Source organism: Actinomadura pelletieri DSM 43383 (genome assembly GCF_003634705.1).
GTDB lineage: Bacteria > Actinomycetota > Actinomycetes > Streptosporangiales > Streptosporangiaceae > Spirillospora > Spirillospora pelletieri.
This window is the reverse complement of sequence record NZ_RBWU01000007.1, coordinates 213099-229528: the sequence shown is the minus strand read 5'-3', so window position 1 is coordinate 229528 and position 16430 is coordinate 213099. Positions and strand designations below refer to the sequence as shown.

Annotated in this window: 14 protein-coding genes, 4 tRNA genes and 1 pseudogene; 9 read left to right on the top strand and 10 right to left on the bottom strand. The window is 71.3% G+C overall.

The genetic code is table 11. The features are described 5' to 3' along the window. The first annotated feature begins 35 nt into the window (after positions 1–35). The 4 genes from BZB76_RS29280 to BZB76_RS29265 all read left to right on the top strand — a co-directional run bounded on the left by BZB76_RS29280 (position 36) and on the right by BZB76_RS29265 (position 3974). A complete protein-coding gene (locus tag BZB76_RS29280; RefSeq protein ID WP_147449596.1) occupies positions 36–1193 on the top strand; it encodes a tetratricopeptide repeat protein in 1158 nt (385 codons plus the stop codon). Further along, on the top strand, positions 1190–2596 hold the full coding sequence (locus BZB76_RS29275; RefSeq protein WP_121437659.1) for a sulfite exporter TauE/SafE family protein: 1407 nt from the start codon (positions 1190–1192) through the stop codon (positions 2594–2596). The genes BZB76_RS29280 and BZB76_RS29275 overlap by 4 nt, the downstream gene beginning before the upstream one ends. 65 nt (positions 2597–2661) lie before the next feature. Then, positions 2662–3246, top strand: coding sequence for an ECF RNA polymerase sigma factor SigK (gene sigK, locus BZB76_RS29270; protein ID WP_121437658.1), 585 nt, complete (start codon positions 2662–2664; stop codon positions 3244–3246). Beyond that, positions 3243–3974, top strand: coding sequence for an anti-sigma factor (locus tag BZB76_RS29265; protein WP_121437657.1), 732 nt, complete (start codon positions 3243–3245; stop codon positions 3972–3974). Before sigK ends, BZB76_RS29265 begins: the two co-directional genes overlap by 4 nt. On the opposite strand, the gene BZB76_RS29260 is transcribed toward BZB76_RS29265, so the two are convergent. The 7 genes from BZB76_RS29260 to BZB76_RS36140 all read right to left on the bottom strand — a co-directional run bounded on the left by BZB76_RS29260 (position 3961) and on the right by BZB76_RS36140 (position 7287). Further along, positions 3961–5781: a glycoside hydrolase family 3 protein gene (locus BZB76_RS29260; RefSeq protein ID WP_246007293.1), complete on the bottom strand. Its 1821-nt coding sequence runs from the start codon at positions 5779–5781 to the stop codon at positions 3961–3963. The two genes, BZB76_RS29265 and BZB76_RS29260, sit on opposite strands and share 14 nt — an antisense overlap. A gap of 90 nt (positions 5782–5871) precedes the next feature. Continuing rightward, positions 5872–5943, bottom strand: a tRNA-His gene (locus BZB76_RS29255). A 2-nt stretch (positions 5944–5945) separates the two neighbouring features. Continuing rightward, positions 5946–6018: transfer RNA gene (locus BZB76_RS29250), tRNA-Arg, on the bottom strand. A gap of 11 nt (positions 6019–6029) precedes the next feature. Further along, positions 6030–6102, bottom strand: a tRNA-Met gene (locus BZB76_RS35005). A gap of 1 nt (position 6103) precedes the next feature. Continuing rightward, positions 6104–6188, bottom strand: a tRNA-Ser gene (locus BZB76_RS29245). 172 nt (positions 6189–6360) lie between these two features. Next, on the bottom strand, positions 6361–6558 hold the full coding sequence (locus BZB76_RS29240) for a sigma-70 family RNA polymerase sigma factor (RefSeq protein WP_147449595.1): 198 nt from the start codon (positions 6556–6558) through the stop codon (positions 6361–6363). 552 nt (positions 6559–7110) lie between these two features. Beyond that, positions 7111–7287, bottom strand: coding sequence for an MmyB family transcriptional regulator (locus tag BZB76_RS36140; protein WP_246007292.1), 177 nt, complete (start codon positions 7285–7287; stop codon positions 7111–7113). 40 nt (positions 7288–7327) lie between these two features. On the opposite strand from BZB76_RS36140, the pseudogene BZB76_RS29230 reads away from it, so the two are divergent. From BZB76_RS29230 to BZB76_RS29215, 4 genes and pseudogenes are all read left to right on the top strand, one after another. Beyond that, positions 7328–7621 (top strand): annotated as a pseudogene (locus BZB76_RS29230) (NADPH-dependent FMN reductase); the annotation flags it as partial. A 51-nt stretch (positions 7622–7672) separates the two neighbouring features. Continuing rightward, positions 7673–9379 (top strand): AMP-binding protein, encoded by a 1707-nt coding sequence (locus tag BZB76_RS29225; RefSeq protein WP_121437653.1) that lies wholly within the window; start codon positions 7673–7675, stop codon positions 9377–9379. Positions 9380–9414: 35 nt separating this feature from the next. Continuing rightward, entirely contained in the window at positions 9415–10323 is a 909-nt protein-coding gene (locus BZB76_RS29220) for a phosphotransferase family protein (protein ID WP_246007291.1), read from the top strand. Positions 10324–10390: 67 nt separating this feature from the next. Then, entirely contained in the window at positions 10391–10660 is a 270-nt protein-coding gene (locus tag BZB76_RS29215) for a TFIIB-type zinc ribbon-containing protein (protein WP_121437651.1), read from the top strand. Positions 10661–10736: 76 nt separating this feature from the next. Here BZB76_RS29215 and BZB76_RS29210 read toward each other — a convergent pair whose 3' ends face one another. Next, positions 10737–13289, bottom strand: coding sequence for a polynucleotide kinase-phosphatase (locus tag BZB76_RS29210; protein ID WP_121437650.1), 2553 nt, complete (start codon positions 13287–13289; stop codon positions 10737–10739). Beyond that, entirely contained in the window at positions 13286–14695 is a 1410-nt protein-coding gene (locus BZB76_RS29205; protein ID WP_121437962.1) for a 3' terminal RNA ribose 2'-O-methyltransferase Hen1, read from the bottom strand. The genes BZB76_RS29210 and BZB76_RS29205 overlap by 4 nt, the downstream gene beginning before the upstream one ends. Before the next feature lie 140 nt (positions 14696–14835). Between BZB76_RS29205 and BZB76_RS29200 the strand changes: the two genes are divergently transcribed. Beyond that, positions 14836–15633 carry a TIGR02452 family protein gene (locus BZB76_RS29200; RefSeq protein WP_246007289.1) on the top strand — a complete coding sequence of 266 codons (798 nt, stop codon included), beginning with the start codon at positions 14836–14838 and terminating at the stop codon, positions 15631–15633. A gap of 24 nt (positions 15634–15657) precedes the next feature. On the opposite strand, the gene BZB76_RS29195 is transcribed toward BZB76_RS29200, so the two are convergent. Next, entirely contained in the window at positions 15658–16392 is a 735-nt protein-coding gene (locus tag BZB76_RS29195) for a TetR/AcrR family transcriptional regulator (RefSeq protein WP_246007288.1), read from the bottom strand. Between the last annotated feature and the right edge of the window lie 38 nt (positions 16393–16430).

The following is a 16430-nucleotide window of genomic DNA, read 5'->3' as shown; positions in this document are numbered from 1 at the left end:
CCGGGCTGATCGTGGTGTTGACGTTCGGAGGGGCGGTGGCTCCCAGCCGCCCCTCCGGAACGTCCACCACGGCCGGTTCCGGTTCGACCGGGGCCCCGGCCTCGGGCATCGCGGGACTGCAACGACATCTGCACGAGCAGCCGAGCGACGCCGCCTCGTGGGCGTCGCTCGGCGTCGCGTACGTGGAGGAGGCCCGGGAGACCGGGAACACCGCCTGGTATCCCAAGGCCGACGACGTGCTGCGCCGCTCGCTGAAGGAGGAGCCGGGCAATGACGGCGCGCTCGCCGGGCTGGCCGCGCTCGCCGCCGCGCGGCACGACTTCCATGGGGCGCTGCGGTACGCCGACCAGGCGCTCCGGGCCAACCCGTACGGACAGCGCGCGGCCGCCGTCCGGGTGGACGCCCTGGTCGAGTTGGGCCGCTACGACGCGGCGCTCGCGGCGGCGCGGACCGCGGACGCCCGGCGCCCCGGAGTCCCGATCTTCACGCGGCTCGCGTACGTGCGGGAGCTGCGCGGGGAGGTCCGGGAGGCCCGCCGGGTCCTCGGCCTCGCGCGCACGTCCGCGACCGAGCGCGGCGACCTCGCCTACATCGCGACCCAGCTCGGCGAGCTGGCCTGGAACGACGGCGACCTCGACCGGGCGGGACGGGAGTACGCCGAGGCGCTGCGCGTCTCCCCCGGCCACCTGCCCGCCCTGGACGGACGGGCCCGCGTCCGGGCGGCGCGCGGCGACGTCAAGGGCGCGCTCGACGACCGGGCGGAACTCGTCCGGCGGCTGCCGCTGCCCGAGTACCTCAGCGAGTACGGCGCGCTGCTGGAATCGGCGGGACGCCCCGACGAGGCGCGACGTCAGTACGCGGTCGCGTCCACCTGGACGCGGATCGCCAAGGCCAACGGCGTCGACGCCGACCTGGAGACGGCGCTGTTCGAGGCCGACCACGGCGACCCGAAGGAGGCGCTGCGCGCGGCGCGGGCGGAGTACGACCGGCGCTGCCCAGGACCGAAGGTCCGCCAGTGCGGCGTCCACGCCGCCGACGCGCTGGCCTGGGCCCTGCATGTGAACGGCCGGCACAAGGAGGCGCTCCGCCACGCCCGCCAGGCCACGGCGACCGGCTACCGCAACCCGCGGTTCCGCGCCCATCTGCGCGCCATCGAGAAGTCGCTCGGCGCCGCACCCGAGGACACCCCATGATCGTCTCCATGCTCGCGGCCGGGTTGATCGCCGCGCATCCGCTGGGCAACTTCACCGTGAACCACTACGACGGGCTCGTCGTCGCGCCGCACGAACTGCGAATCGACCATGTCGAGGACCTCGCGGAGATCCCCGCGGCGCAGGCCCTCCCCGATGTGGACTCCGACCGCGACGGACGACCGTCCGCCGCGGAACTCGCCACATGGGCCGGCGGGGTCTGCGTGCGCGCGGCGGCGTCCGTCCGCGTCACGGTCGACGGACGGCCCGTGACCGCGACCGTCGCGGCGGCGTCCGCCACGGCGCCGCCCGGTCAGGCGGGGCTGCCGACACTGCGGGCCGAATGCCGGTTCACGGCGCCCGCCGGGCCGGGGACGATCGCGTTCCGGAACGGCGGCGGCGCGGACGGGCGGGTCGGCTGGCGGGAGATCACGGCGCGGGGCGACCGGATGACGCTGTCGTCGTCCGATGTGCCCGGGTCGTCCCGTAGCGGGCGGCTCACCGCCTATCCGGAGGACATGCTCGCCTCGCCGCTCGACCAACGGTCGGCGACCTTCACGGCGCGGGCGGGCGGCCCGCCGCTCGCCGCCGGGCCCGCGGCGGGCGGCGGGGCGGAACGGCTGCTGCCCCGGGGCACGGACGGGCTCACGCAACGCTTCACGTCCCTGGTCGCGCGCCGCGATCTCACCCCGGGCTTCGCCGTGCTGGCCTTCCTGATCGCGGTGGCGCTCGGCGCGCTGCACGCCCTGGCCCCCGGCCATGGCAAGACGATCATGGCGGCGCATGCGATGGGCGACGGCCGGAGGCGGACCCGGGACGTCGTCACGCTCGGCCTGACGGTCACGTTCACCCACACGGTCGGGGTCCTCGTCCTGGGGACGCTGGTGACCACGGGCACGCTGCTGGCGCCCGAGGTCCTGTTCCCGTGGCTCGGCGCGGCGGGCGGCATGCTGGTCACGGCGGCGGGCGCGCTGCTGCTGAGACGCGCCCTGCGAAACCGCCACCACACCCCCGGCCACGGACATGGACACGGACACGGACACGGACACGGACACGGACACGGACACGGACACGGACACGGGCATCAGCGGCCGCGCCGGGGCGGGCTCGTGTTGATGGGTCTGGCGGGCGGCATGGTCCCGAGCCCGTCCGCGGTGGTGGTCCTGGTCGGGGGCACGGCGATCGGCCGGGCCTGGTTCGGGATCGTCCTCGTCCTCGCGTACGGGCTCGGCCTGGCCGCCGCACTCGTGACGGTCGGCGTCCTCGTCGCGGGCTCCGGACGCGTCCTGGCGCGGCGGGTGCTGACCGGGCGGCGGCGGCTCCCGTCCGGGGTGATGCCCATCGGCACCTCCGCCACGGTCGTCGCGCTCGGGGTCGGGCTGACGTTGCGCAGCCTCGTCCTGTGAACATCGATCCGAGGAGGACCCCCTTGCGCAGTGCCCGATGGACGATCCACGGAGGGGAGTGCGGCATGCCGACGGACACCGGCCCGCCCGACGGCACCGTGCCCGGCCAGGTCGTCGACCAGCTCCTCGGCCGGACGGCGCGCGGCGACGAGCGCGCGTTCGAGCGGCTGTACGACGCGGTCGCGGCGCCGGTGCACGGCCTGGCGCGACGGATCGTCCGCGATCCCGCGATGGCCGAGGAGGTGACGCAGGAGGTCATGCTCGAACTGTGGCGGACCGCCGCCCGTTACGATCCCGGCCGTGGCGGCGCGATGACCTGGATCATGACGATCGCGCATCGCCGGGCCGTCGACCGGGTGCGGCGCGAACAGAGCGCGGGCGAACGGGAGGCGCGGGCCGCACGGCACGATCCCGTCGCCGGGCACGACCCGGTCGCCGACCGCGTCGAGGCGCGGCTGGACCACGAGCGGGTGCGGCGCTGCCTGCGGACGCTGACGCCCCTGCAACACGAGACGGTGACGCTCGCGTACTACGGTGGGCACACCTACCGTGAGGTGGCCGACCTGGTGGGGGCGCCGCCGACCACGGTGCGGACCCGGATGCGCGACGGCATCATCCGGCTGCGCGACTGCCTGGGGGTCGAGCGATGACGGACGACCTGCACGTCCTCTCCGGCGCGTACGCCATGGACGCGATCGGCGACACCGAGGAGCGGCGGCGGTTCGAGTCGCATCTCGCCCGGTGCGAGACCTGCGCCACCGAGGTTCACGAGTTCCGGGCGACGACGGCGCGGCTCGGCATGGCGGCCGCGGAGCCTCCCCCGCCGGGGCTGCGCGACCGGGTGCTGGCCGACATCCGGCACGTCCGCCAACTTCCCCCGGTCACCTCGCGGACACCGTCCGCGCCGAAACGTCCGAAGGCGAAGCGGTGGCGCCGGGTCGCCACCGCGGGCCTGGTCGGGGCGGCGTGCCTGGTCACGGCCGTGTCCGTCACCCAGGTGATGCGGGAACGCCAGCGTGTGGACCGTGCCGAGGAGACGGCCCGCGCCGTGGCGTCCGTACTGTCGGCGCCCGACAGGCGGTCGGCGACGGGCCGCGCCACGGGCGGCGGAACGGTCACGATCACCGCGTCCGGAACGGCGGGCCGTGTCGTCGTCGCCACGTCCGGGCTGCGGGCGCTCCCGTCCTCGAAGGCGTATCAGCTGTGGCTGATCGATGCCTCCGGTCCCCGCTCGGCGGGCCTGCTGCCCGCCGACAGAACCCGGCCGGTCGTCGCGGGAACGTGGCGTCCCGCCGACAGGGTGGGCCTGACGATCGAACCGGCGGGCGGCTCCGCACGACCGACCACCACGCCCCTCGTCCTGCTCAACCCGACCTGACCCACCGGTAGGTGAGTCCGTGGCCGAACGGGAAGAGCGGCCGCTTCCCGTCGCCCCGGTTGATCGGTTGCTGGCCGCCGTCGCGCATCCAGGTGACCGGGAGCCGACCGGTCGGGGCGGTCCGGCCGAACAGCACGTCGGCGACACCGCCGCCCTCGGTGCCCGGCAGCCACGCCGCGACCAGCGCGTCCCACCCGGAAAGTTGCTTGGCGATGTCCAGCGGACGTCCCGACACCAGCACCACCACCACCGGAACCCCGGCGGCGCGGAGCCGGTCGATGGTCTTGAGGTCGCCCGCGTCGAGACCGAGGTCGCCGGTGCGGTCCCCGTGGTACTCGGCGTACGGGCGCTCCCCCACGACGGCGACCGCGGCGTCGTAGGACCCGTCGATCCCCGTGCCGTCCTTGCCATAGGTGACGGTCGCGGACGGGGCGACCTCGCGGATGCCGTCCAGGATCGTCGTGCCGGGCGTGATCGGCCCCGCCTTCCCCTGCCAGGTGATCGTCCAGCCACCGGACTGCATCCCGATGTCGTGCGCGCTGTCCCCCGCCACGAAGATCTTGTCCTCGTCGTCCAGCGGAAGCACGCCGTCGTTCTTGAGCAGCACCTGCGACGCCGCCACCGCGCGCCGCGCCAACTTCCGATGCGCCGCGCCCCCGACCGTCGCCAGATACGACCGATCCGCCATCGGACGTTCGAACAGCCCCAACTGGAACTTTTTGGTCAGGATCCGGCGGTTCGCGTCATCGACGCGGGTCATCGGGACGTCACCGGTTTTCACCACGTCCCGCAGATGGTCGAGGAACTGGCGCCATTTCGTCGGCACCATCACCATGTCGATCCCGGCGTTGACGGCGGCGGAGACCTCGTCCTTGGTGAACCCCGGCCTTCCGTCGATCTCGTCGATGCCGTTGTAGTCCGACACCACGAACCCGGTGAACCCGAGTTCGCGTTTCAGCACGTCACGGATCAGATACCGGTGCCGGTGCATCTTCAGCCCGTTCCACGAACTGTAAGAGACCATCACCGACCCCACACCGCGTTTCACGGCAGCCCGGAACGGCGGCAGATGAACCGCCCGCAGCTCCTTCTCCGAGACCCTGGTGTCGCCCCGGTCGTCGCCGCCCTCCGTGCCTCCGTCCCCCAGATAATGCTTGGCCGTCGCCAGAACCGACGCCGGACCGGCGTCCTGCATCCCGTCGATGACCGTCGTCATCATCGTCGGCAGCTCGGGCACTTCACCGAACGACTCGTACGTCCGCCCCCACCGGTCATTGCGCACCACGCACAGACACGGCGCGAAGTTCCAGTCCACCCCCGTCGCGGTCATCTCCTTCGCGGTCGCCGCCCCGATCTCACGGACCAGCCTCGGGTCACGGGTCGCACCAAGCCCGATATTGTGCGGAAACACCGTCGCCCCCACCACGGTGTTATGCCCGTGAACCGCGTCCACGCCGTACATGAGCGGAATTCCCAACGGCCCGGCGAGCGCGGCCCGCTGCAACCCGTCGTACATGTCCGCCCAGTTCCTCGCCGTGTTCGGCGTGGGCGCCGACCCACCGCTCGACAGCACCGACCCGATCCGGTACCGGGTGATCTCCTGCGGTGTGATGTACCTGCGTTCGGGCTGCGTCATCTGCCCGAGCTTGTCGTCCAGGCTCATCCGGTCGAGCAGGTCGTCCACCCGATCCTCGACGGCCAACTGCGGATCCATGTAGGGCGCGGGCCCGGGCTCCACCCGCCCCCCGCACGTGACGAGCGCCAGGGCGACGACCATGCCGCACCCGACCACCCGAGACCGTGTCACCTTCCCGAAGAAACCGTGCATACATGAGGGCTTCTCCAGCGCGGTTCCAACTCAACGCAATCCGGAACCAGCCACTCGGCAATATCTGAGGGCCTTCGATCGGGATCGAACCGACACTTCCAGGGCCACAACCTGGCGTGCAGACCACTACACCACGAAAGCCGCATCTCCGGCAGGAATCGAACCTGCGACCTCCGGGTCCGCAACCCGGCGCGCTCTCCACTGCGCCACGGAGACTCGATGACACGTACCGGGTGCAGGAATCGAACCTGCCTACCGCGGCTTATGAAACCGCCGGACACACCAGCGTCCTCACCCGGTGCGGAGGGTGCGAGATTCGAACTCGCGCAGGGATGACCCTGACGACGGCTTAGCAAGCCGCTGCCTTCCCACTCGGCCAACCCTCCGAAACCAAAAAAGCCGCCCAGACGAACCGGGCGGCCGACTTCAGAACGTGAACCTCACGTCCCGCGTCCGAGCCCGGAATGACTGAACATTCGATGACTACGCATGTTCCCTCCCGGTCTCGATTCCGACAACGCCCATACTGCCAAGACCATTCCCGCCCCGGCAAACCATTTACCGCCCGGCCGCCTCCAGGGCCGCGCCCAACGCCCGCAGCGCCTGGTAGACACGAAGCTTGACCACGTCCACCGGCACCCCGAGCGACGCGGCGGCCTCGTTGACCGACCGCTGCCTGAACACGGTCTCGGCGAGAATCTCCCGATGCGCGGACGGCAGCGCCCGAAAGGCCCGAGCGACCACGGCAGGCCGCATCCGCTCCCCCGCCACGCCGGGACCAATCGAACCAATGCCCTTGCCCATTCGCATTGCCACACCCCGAACCTCGCACCCCCCACCCCCCACAGCACGCCGCTTATGCCCGCGTTAAGGAACGCCTGAGCGAGCCTTATCCGGCTCCCGTCCGCATGAGTCTCGGGGAGTCGGCCAGGGAGCCGGTCACCTGCGGAGACAAGGAAGGGGAGCCAGCGGACCAAACCGGCACAGTCGATCTGGGGCGTCTCGCGCGGATTCTCGTCGGCTCCCTGATTGGCTCCCCTGACTTTCTTCTCTCAGCAGAGAGACGAGTACCACCGTGGCCTGGAGATCAGCGGACCGGGTCGGTCGAGGGGCGGGGGAAATCCTCGGGTGGGGTCGAAGGTGGCGGGCGGATGGGGGCTCATCCCTTTAGGATGAGCGGCGGGGGTGGTGACGTGGGGAAGCACAACAAGCCGGCCACGCGGGCGTGTCCGGGGTGTAACGGGACGGGGACGAGCACCGCCACCGGCGAGACGTGCAACGTTTGCCGTGGTACGGGGCGTATCTGAGTTATCGGAGGCCCGAGACGGCGCGCAGGGTGGTGGGGCGCAGTCGGTCCAGGGCGGTGGACGTGGCGTCATCGGCGGGGAGATAGGCGATGAGCGCCTGGGCGTCGCCCGCGGGTGATTCGAGGGTTTCGTAAGCCAGCCGGAGTTCGCCCACGTCGGGGTGGACGAATCGTTCCACGCCGGCGCGGCGCGGCAGGCGCGGTGGGAAGCATCTCGTCGACTGGCATCTGGAGGAGTGGCGCGCCAAGCCCGTCGGTTTCGTCTCGTACGGCGGTATGGGCGGCGGGCTGCGGGCGGTCGAGCATCTCAGGCAGGTGTTCGTCGAGACCCACTCCGTCCCCGTGCGGGACCAGGTCAGCTTCGATCGGCACTGGTCACGCGTGGATGAGGACGGGAAGCTGCTCGACGCGGACGGTGCCGACGCCGCCGCGAAGACGCTTCTCGACCAGTTGTCGTGGTGGGCGAGCGTGCCGCACGACGGGCGTGAGAAGACGCCGTACGCGGTGTCGTAGAGATCGTGAAGCGGGGACGCGGGCACCCCGCAGATGGTTGAATCGTCTCCCATGTGGCATGCGTCACAACGGCCCGCCCCATGGCGGCGGTGGTATCAGCCGGGCGTTCCCCAGGAGCTGAACATCCCGGACGTTCCCGTAACGCGGCTGCTCGACGACGCCGCGGACAGGTATCCGCGCCGACCCGCGCTCATCTTCTTCGACCGGCGGATCCGGTATCGGCGGCTGCGGTCGGCCGTGGACCGGTTCGCCGACGGGCTGCGCCGCCTCGGCGTCCAACCGGGTGACCGGGTGGCGTTGATCCTCCCGAACTGTCCGCAACAGGTGATCGCGTTCTACGGTGTGCTGCGCCGCGGCGCCGTCGCGGTGCAGCACAACCCGCTGTACACCGAGGAGGAGATGCTCCACCAGCTCGCGGACTGCGGTGCCCGCGTCGCCGTCGTGCTGGATCGTTCCTACGCGACGGTCAGCGCGGTCCGGTCGCGGGTGCGGCTCGAACACGTCATCGTGACGTCGCTGGCCGACTTCCTGCCGGTGCGCCGGCGGCTCGCGCTGCGGCTGCCGTCGGCGCGGGCCGGGCGGCGGCGCGCGGCGTTCGTCGTGGACGTGCCGGACGATCCGGGCGTCGTCCGGTTCGGCGAGATGCAGCGGGCGCCGCGGCGGCCGGTGCGGCAGCTGGAGCTGGAGCCGTCGCGGCATCTGGCGGCCATCCAGTACACCGGCGGGACGGAGGGTCGCCCGAAGGGCGCGATGCTCACGCACCGGAACCTCGTCGCGAACGCCAGCCAGCAGCACGCGTGGGACCGTGAGGGGCGTCCCGGCGCGGACGTGACGCTGGCGGTGCTGCCGCTGTTCCACTCGTTCGGGCTGATGAGCTGCCTCGTCTCGCCGATGATGACGGCCGGGGCCGTGGTGCTGCTCCCCCGCTTCGACGCCGGCCGGGTGCTGCGCGCGCTCCGCAGGTACCGGCCGACCATCTTCCCCGGCGTGCCGACCCTGTTCGAGGAGCTGCTCGACGACCCGCGGCTGGCGCCGTCCGACCTGAGGTCGCTGCGCATCGTCGTCTCGGGCGCCACGGACCTCGGGCGGGGCACGATCGACCGGCTGGGACGGCTCGGCGCCACGGGCCTGATCAACGGGTACGGGCTGACGGAGGCGTCCCCGGGGGTCACCGCCAACCCGCTCGGCGGCGGGGCCCGGAACCTGACCGTGGGCCTGCCGCTGCCCATGACCGATGTCGTCGTCGTGGACGAGGACGCGCCGCGGAAGGTCCTGCCGCCCGGGAAGCCCGGGGAACTGGTCGTGCGGGGGCCGCAGGTGTTCGCCGGGTATTGGAAGGCGCCGCTCGCCACCGCGCAGGCCCTGTCGAAGGGGTGGCTGCGCACAGGTGACATCGCGGTGATGGACGAGGACGGTTTCATCACCATCCTGGAACGCCGCCGCGACCTCATCAAGGTCAGCGGGTTCAGTGTGTTCCCGACCGAGGTGGAGCGGGTGCTGCGACGTCATCCCGCCGTCCATGACTGCGCCGTGGTGGGCGTGCCGGACGCCCGGCGGGGAGAACGCGTCGTCGCGCACGTGGTGGAGCACCCCGCCTACCCGTTCTCGGCGGACGAACTGCGGCGGCACTGCGAACGCTATCTGTCCCACTACAAGGTGCCCGCGGAGTTCCGTCCACGGACGGAACTGCCCCGCAACGTGCTCGGCAAGGTGGTCAGACGGCGGTTGCGCGACGAGGTCGTCAACTCCCCCGCCTAGTCGGAATGGACGCGCGCGAATGGTTGACTGTCCGGGTGCACACCGAGACCGTCCAGTCGAGCCTGTTCGCCCGCCTCGTTGAGATCGGGCGTGACTCGGCGTCCGTGTCCTCCGCGTCCGCCGAGCCGGAGACGCTGTACGACCGGCACGGCGTTCTGGTGGTGCGTGTAGGGGACGTGGCCGTGAAGGCGCATCAGGCCGACCGCGAGCACGGCGCCGTGTTCCTCGAACGGATACGGGTGGCGGTCACCGTGCCGGACGTCCTGGTCGGTCCGCTGCGGCCGCCGCTCGACGTCGACGGACGAACGGTAACCGTCTCCCCGTACGGTGAACCGGTGGATCCGCGCCAGGACCCGCCCTGGGAAGAGGGTGCGCGGCTTCTGGCGGCGCTCCATTCGACGCCCGTCCCGGTGGACGCGCCGTCCTGGGGACGTCCCACCCGTGTGGCGCGCCGGGTCTCTGAGCTGGGTCACGGTCCCGCGGCGGATGTGGTGCGGCACGCGTTCGCGACCCTCCCCGCCTGGATTCGCGGCGAAGGCGAAGAACCGCCCGGGGCGCCGGAGCGCCTCATCCACGGCGACTGGCATCTCGGGCAGATGGTCCGCGCGCCGGACGGACGGTGGCGGCTCATCGACATCGAGGACCTCGGCGTCGGCGACCCGGTGTGGGACCTCGCGCGTCCGGCCGCGCTCTACTCGGCGGGGGTCCTGCATCCCGATGACTGGGGCCGTTTCCTGGACGCGTACACGGACGCGGGCGGTCCGGCCGTCCCCGCCGGCGGCGACCCCTGGACGACCCTGGACGTACCCGCGCGAAGTCTGGCGATCCAGATCGCCGCCACGTGCGTCATATCCGCGGAAAGGGGGAACCGGCCGCTCGACGGGCCGGAGCAGGCGATGATCGATGCCTGCGGCAGGATATCGAGGGCGGGGGACGCGGCATGACGTGGCGCGTGACCTGCCCTACATTTGACCTCTACCTGGGGATCCGTAATGGAAGGATGGGAAGGCGATGCACTGCCCTAAGTGTCGTGGCGTGATGCGGACCTACACGCGTAGCGGCGTCCACATCGAACAGTGTGACAGTTGCCGGGGCATCTTCCTCGACTATGGCGAGCTCGAGGCTCTGGCACAGGTGGAGTCGCAGTACCGGGCGGCCCCGCCGCCCGCCGCAGGGCCGGGATGGCAGGCTCCTGCGGCTCAGGTGCACCATCATCACCACGGGCGCACCCACCACCGCCCTTACGGCGGGAGCGTCTTCCACATGCTGTTCTCCACCTGAGCGGCTCTTCCCGAGCCGACCGGGTGACGGATTGGTACGGCCCGCCCCTCATTCGCCGGGGCGGGCCCTACGTCTACTACAGGCGCGGGTCGACCGGCTCTGATTCCAGTGCCAGGACGGCGAACACCGCCTGGTGGATCCGCCACAGCGGTTCCCCGCCGGTGAGCCGGTCGAGCGCCTCCACACCGAGCGCGTGTTCCCGCGTCGCCAGCGAGCGTTTGCGGCCGAGCGACCGGCCGCGCAGCCGGTCGAGGTTCTCCGGTTCGCGGTAGTCCGGGCCGTAGATGATGCGCAGATACTCCGGTCCGCGGCATTTGACGCCCGGCTGGACGCGGCGGTCGTCCGGGTACGGGCCCAGCGGCTTGACGACCATGCCCTCGCCGCCCGCCGCGGTGAGCTTCTCCCACCACTCGGTGACGGCGGTCTCCGACTCCGGCGAGTTCAGGTCGACGGTCACCGAACCCGTTCGCTGGACGAATCCGGTCGGGTCGTGGTCGGCGAGCCGTCCGGCCACGGTCATGTGCCATTCGTGGTCGCGGGCGACGGCCCAGGAACGGCCCTCCCCCGCGAGGATCTGGAACGGCGCGTACCGGAGGCCGGTGAGACCGTCGACCGTCCAGCAGTAGCGTGCGTAGGCGTCGCGGAAGCGGGCCGCGTTGGCGGCGCGCCGGTCGATGTGCGCGCGGAGCCCACCGAGGTCGAGACCGCGTCCCTCCGCGCGTGCGAGCAGGTCGGACGCCATCGGCAGGGAGGCGCGGGCGGCCGCGCCGGTCGCCGCGTACTGCGTGCGGATGAGTTCCATGGCCTTGGCCGACCACGGCAGCAGCTCACCGTCGAGGACGAGCCATCCGGTATCGAGTTCGTCCCAGAGCCCTGCCGCGCCGATCGCGGCGCGAAGCCGGTCCAGTACCTCGGTCGTGCGGGCAGGGTCGCGGAAGAAGGAACGTCCGGTTCGGGTGTAGACGGCGCCGGTCGTTCCGTCGTCCACACCGAATCGGTCGGCCGCCGTCGACGCGTCCCGGCACACGACGACCACGGCCCGGGAGCCCATGTGCTTCTCCTCGCACACGACGCGGGCCACGCCGCCGTCCCGGTACGCGGCGAGCGCCTCGGCGGGGTGCTCCAGGTATCCGGGCAGGTGCGACGTCGCGGCGGGCGCCATGGTGGGCGGCAGGTAGACGAGCCAGCGCGGGTCGACGGCGAACCGGCTCATCACCTCCAGCGCGGCCAGCGCGTTCTCCTCGCGGACGGCGACGCGGCCCATCAGGCGGGTCTCGACGCCGCCCGCGCCGAGCACGTCCTCGATTTTGAGGACGTCGGTCTCCCTGCGGCCACCGGCGGTGGTGGGCGGCGCGTCCAGGGGACGGGTCGGCTCGTACCAGACCTGCCGCGCGGGAACGGACGCCAGCTCACGCTCGGGGTAACGCAGCGCGGTCAGTTTCCCGCCGAAAACGACGCCGGTGTCCAGGCAGATCGTGTTGTTGACCCATTCCGCTTCGGGGACGGGCGTGTGCCCGTAGACGACCATGGCCTTGCCCCGGTAGTCGCGCGCCCACGGGTAGCGGACGGGCAGCCCGTACTCGTCGGTCTCGCCGGTGGTGTCGCCGTAGAGCGCGAAGGACCGGACACGTCCGGACGCACGACCGTGATACTCCTCCTTCAGCCCGGCGTGGGCCACGACGAGACGGCCCTCGTCCAGGACGTAGTGGCTGATGAGGCCGTCCATGTAGCGCAGGACCTCGTCGCGGAACTCGTCCGGCTCGGCGTGGAGCTGTTCCAGCGACTCGGCCAGCCCGTGCGCGACCCGTACCTTGCGTCCGCGGAGAGCGCGCACGAGTTTCGCCTCGTGGTTGCCCGAGACGCAGAGCGCGTCCCCGGCCGCCACCATCCCCATCACCAGACGCAGGACGCCCGGCGTGTCCGGTCCGCGGTCGACGAGATCGCCGACGAACACGGCGGTGCGCCCGCCGGGATGGCTCGCGCCGGTCGCGCGTCCCCGCGCGTCCCGGTCGATCTCGTAGCCGAGGTCGGTGAGGAGGTCCTCCAGTTCGGCCCGGCAGCCGTGCACGTCACCGACGATGTCGAACGGCCCGGTCAGGTCACGACGGTCGTTCCACGACTTCTCGTAGGTGATCGTCGCGGCGTCGATCTCCGCGACCCCGGTCAGCACGTGGCAGCGCCGGAACTCGCGCGCCAGCGAACGCATCCCGCGCCGCAGTTCGCGCCGCTGACGCGGAATGACGTGCGGGGGCAGGTCCCGGTCGGGGCGGACGGCGTTACGTTCCGCAGCGACGCTCTCAGGGACGTCCAGCACGATCGCGACCGACATCACGTCGTGTTCCTTGGCGATCCGCAGCAGCGACTGCCGCGACGCGCTCTGCACGTTGGTCGCGTCGACCACGGTCAGCAGGCCGCGGCGCAACCGCTTGGCGACGATGTAGTGCAGCAGGTCGAACGCGTCGCCGGTCGCCGACTGGTCGTTCTCGTCGTCCGACACGACGCCGCGGCAGAAGTCGGACGAGACGATCTGCGTCGCTTTGAAGTGCTTGCGCGCGAAATGCGACTTGCCGGAGCCGGTCACGCCGACCAGCACGACGAGCCCCATCTCCGGGATCTTGACCTCGGTCATCGGGTGAACACCCCCATCTGCGTCGGCGCGCCGACCTCGGGATCGTCGGCGCCGACGGGCACGTACCGGACGCGGTAGCCGTGCGCGGCGGCGACCCCCTCGGCCCACGCGCGGAACTCGGCGCGCGTCCATTCGAATCGGTGGTCGGAGTGGCGCATCGCCCCCGGCGCCAGCCCCTCGTAGCGGACGTTGTGCTCGGAGTTCGGGGTCGTCACCACCACGACGCGCGGCCTGGCGTCTCCGAACACGACCCGCTCCACGGCCGGAAGGCGCGGCGGGTCGATGTGCTCGACGACCTCCATCAGCACGGCCGCCTCGTAGCCGCGGAACCGTTCGTCGGTGTAGGTGAGCGCGCTCTGGAAGACGTCCTTGACACGGTCGTCCGGGCGGCGCGGCTGGTCCCAGCGGAGGCGCCGCCAGGCATGGGACAGCGCACGGTGCGACACGTCCGCGCCGGATATCTCGCTGAAGAATTCGTCCTTGGCGAGCCGCGAGAGCAGTTTCCCCGTTCCGCAGCCGAGGTCGATGACCCGACGGGCGTTCTCGTCGTGCAGGGCCTGCACGACCGAGCGGAGACGGTGTTCGGCGAGCGACACGGCCTGTTCCTCGCCGTCCTCAGGTATGGGCTCCTCCTCTACCTGGACGGGGTCGAGTGTCTCCTCTGTCGCTTCGTCGGCATCGGCGAGACGACCCAGCGCGGTCCGGACGAGACCACGCCGGTTGGCCAGATAGCGGCGTGTGATGGCTCCACGGTCGGGGTGCGTGGCGAGCCAGCCCTCCCCGGCCCGGATGAGCTTGTCGACCTCGTCGGGTGCCATCCAGTAGTGCTTGGCGTCGTCCAGGACGGGCAGCAGCACGTACAGCTGGTTGAGCGCGTCGGCCAGGCGCAACGTCCCGGTGAGCGTGAGCGTCACGTAGCGGGAGTCACCCCATTCGTCGAACTCCGGGTCGAGCGGGACCGGTACGGCCGACACGTCCCAGCCCAGCGGCGCGAAGAACCGTTCAGCCTGCCCAGGGCCGCCACGGCAAGGAAGGGCCGGAAGGACGATTTCGAGCGGGATCGGTGTCTCCGCCAGTTCAGGGCGTGGGTCGCATCGTCCCCGCATGGCCGTGCGGTACACGTTCGCCATCGCGGACGCCAGCAGCGACGACGCCGCGTACGGACGGTCGTTGACGTACTGGCCGAGGGAGAAGTCCGGCGTGCCTCGACCACGCGTGCGCACGAGTTCGACCGGATCGACATCAAGCAACAGCGCGGCCGTGCAGCGCCGTTCGTCCGCGTCGGGGTAGAAGACGTGAGCCGTGCCGAAGGACTGCTCGAACTTCTGCACCCTGCCTGGATGCTTGTGAAGGAGGAAACCCAGTTCGGTGGCCCGGCTCATGGTCGTCGCGATCGTCAGAAGCACGCCGACAAGTGTGGCGGACCGGAACGAACACTCCACATCGGTTTTTTCGCCCGACCGTCGAAATGGTTTGCCCCGGCCCCCTGCATGTCTCCAGAATCCGAAGCGATATGAGCAGACACCCCCGCCGACAGACGGCACAGATGACCGTGGCCATTCTCGACCGCGGCGACTATGTCGCTCCGTCCGGCCGCACGGTACCGATCGCCGACGACCTGGCCCGAACGGTCCGTGACACCACCCTCTACCGTCCGGACGAACTGGACGACCTGCTGGAGAACCTGCCCGCGGCCGACCCCACCACCAGAACGCGCATCGAGGTCACCGAAGAGACCACTCTGGCCGCCGCCCGCCGCCTGTGCGGACCCGGCACCATTCCGTTCGCGCTGAACTTCGCCTCCGCGAAGAACCCGGGTGGCGGGTTCCTGAACGGGGCGCACGCGCAGGAGGAAGGGCTGGCCCGATCGTTCGGACTGTACGCGTCACTGCGTTCGGCCAGGGAGTTCTACGACTTCCACCGCGCGCAGGGCGACCTTCTCTACAGCGACCACATGATCTACTCGCCGGACGTGCCGGTCTTCCGCGACGATGCGGGCGGGCTGCTCGAAGAACCGTACGGCGTCGCGTTCGTGACCTCTCCCGCCCCTAATCGCGGCGCGATCCGTGACGCCGCCAAACTGGAACGCATCCGGGACGTGCTCGCACGGCGCGCCCGCAAGGTCCTCGCCGTGGCGCTGGTCAACGGGCACCGGCGGCTGGTCCTCGGCGCCTGGGGCTGCGGCGTCTTCCGCAACGACCCGCGCGAAGTCGCGGAGGTGTTCGCGGGGTTGCTGCGTCCGGGCGGGGAGTTCGCCGACCGGTTCGAGCACGTCGTCTTCGCGGTCTGGGACACCGCCGAGGGCGCCCCCAGGCACACCGCCTTCCAGACCGTCTTCGGCTAGAACTTGTGGAGCCTTCGTCCTCGCTCAGGAGGACGGAGGCGCGGCGTAGGAGGCGATGCCGCGGATGAAGATGTCGATGCCGACCTCGAAGCGCGCGTCGCCCGCATCGGCGGTCAGTTCGTCCGACATCGCGACGATGTTCGGGTACCGGTCCGTGGGCAGGGCCGCGAAGTACGCGCGGATCTCGTCGATGTAGCGGCGGAACCGCTCCCACGCGTCCTCGCCGCCGCTGAGCTTGGCCGAGTAGACCACGCCCTCGATCGCGTCGGCGTCGACGTACCTGCCGAGGGCGTCGACGGCGAGCGCGGCGATCCGCGGCGGGACACCGCCCGCCCGCATGAGGGCGAGCTGCGCCTCGGCGACGCGGAGCAGGTTGGGCGCGGTGGGGATCAGTCCCATCGAGACCTTCGCGATGTCGTTGTGCGAGAGGTAGACGCGACGGATCTCCTTGGCCAGCGCCTTCAACTGCTCCTGCCAGCGCGCGGCGTCGGTGACGGGGATCGCGATCTCCCCGGCGACGTGGTCGAGCATCAGCTCGTACAGCTCGTCCTTGCCCGAGACATGGGCGTAGAGGGAGGCCGCGCCCGTGTCGAGCTCCTGGGCGACGCGGCGCATGGTGACCGCGTCGAGGCCCTCGGCGTCCAGGACACGGATCGCGGTGGCGACGATCACGTCCCGGCTGAGCGGCTGCCGCGGAGGCGCCGCCCTGCGGGGCTTGCGTCCGGGCGGCGTCGGCATGTCCAGGCGTTCGGTGGCCACGTCGGAGTCCCTCCGGTCCTCATCCCCATCTCGACAGA

Bases quoted from the DNA above. Each gene is read 5' to 3' on its own strand.
- BZB76_RS29275 (WP_121437659.1), top strand. From the start codon at position 1,190: ATGATCGTCTCCATGCTCGCGGCCGGGTTGATCGCCGCGCATCCGCTG.
- sigK (WP_121437658.1), top strand. From the start codon at position 2,662: ATGCCGACGGACACCGGCCCGCCCGACGGCACCGTGCCCGGCCAGGTC.
- BZB76_RS29265 (WP_121437657.1), top strand. From the start codon at position 3,243: ATGACGGACGACCTGCACGTCCTCTCCGGCGCGTACGCCATGGACGCG.
- BZB76_RS29240 (WP_147449595.1), bottom strand. From the start codon at position 6,558: ATGCGGCCTGCCGTGGTCGCTCGGGCCTTTCGGGCGCTGCCGTCCGCG.
- BZB76_RS29225 (WP_121437653.1), top strand. From the start codon at position 7,673: ATGTGGCATGCGTCACAACGGCCCGCCCCATGGCGGCGGTGGTATCAG.
- BZB76_RS29215 (WP_121437651.1), top strand. From the start codon at position 10,391: ATGCACTGCCCTAAGTGTCGTGGCGTGATGCGGACCTACACGCGTAGC.
- BZB76_RS29210 (WP_121437650.1), bottom strand. From the start codon at position 13,289: ATGACCGAGGTCAAGATCCCGGAGATGGGGCTCGTCGTGCTGGTCGGC.
- BZB76_RS29200 (WP_246007289.1), top strand. From the start codon at position 14,836: ATGACCGTGGCCATTCTCGACCGCGGCGACTATGTCGCTCCGTCCGGC.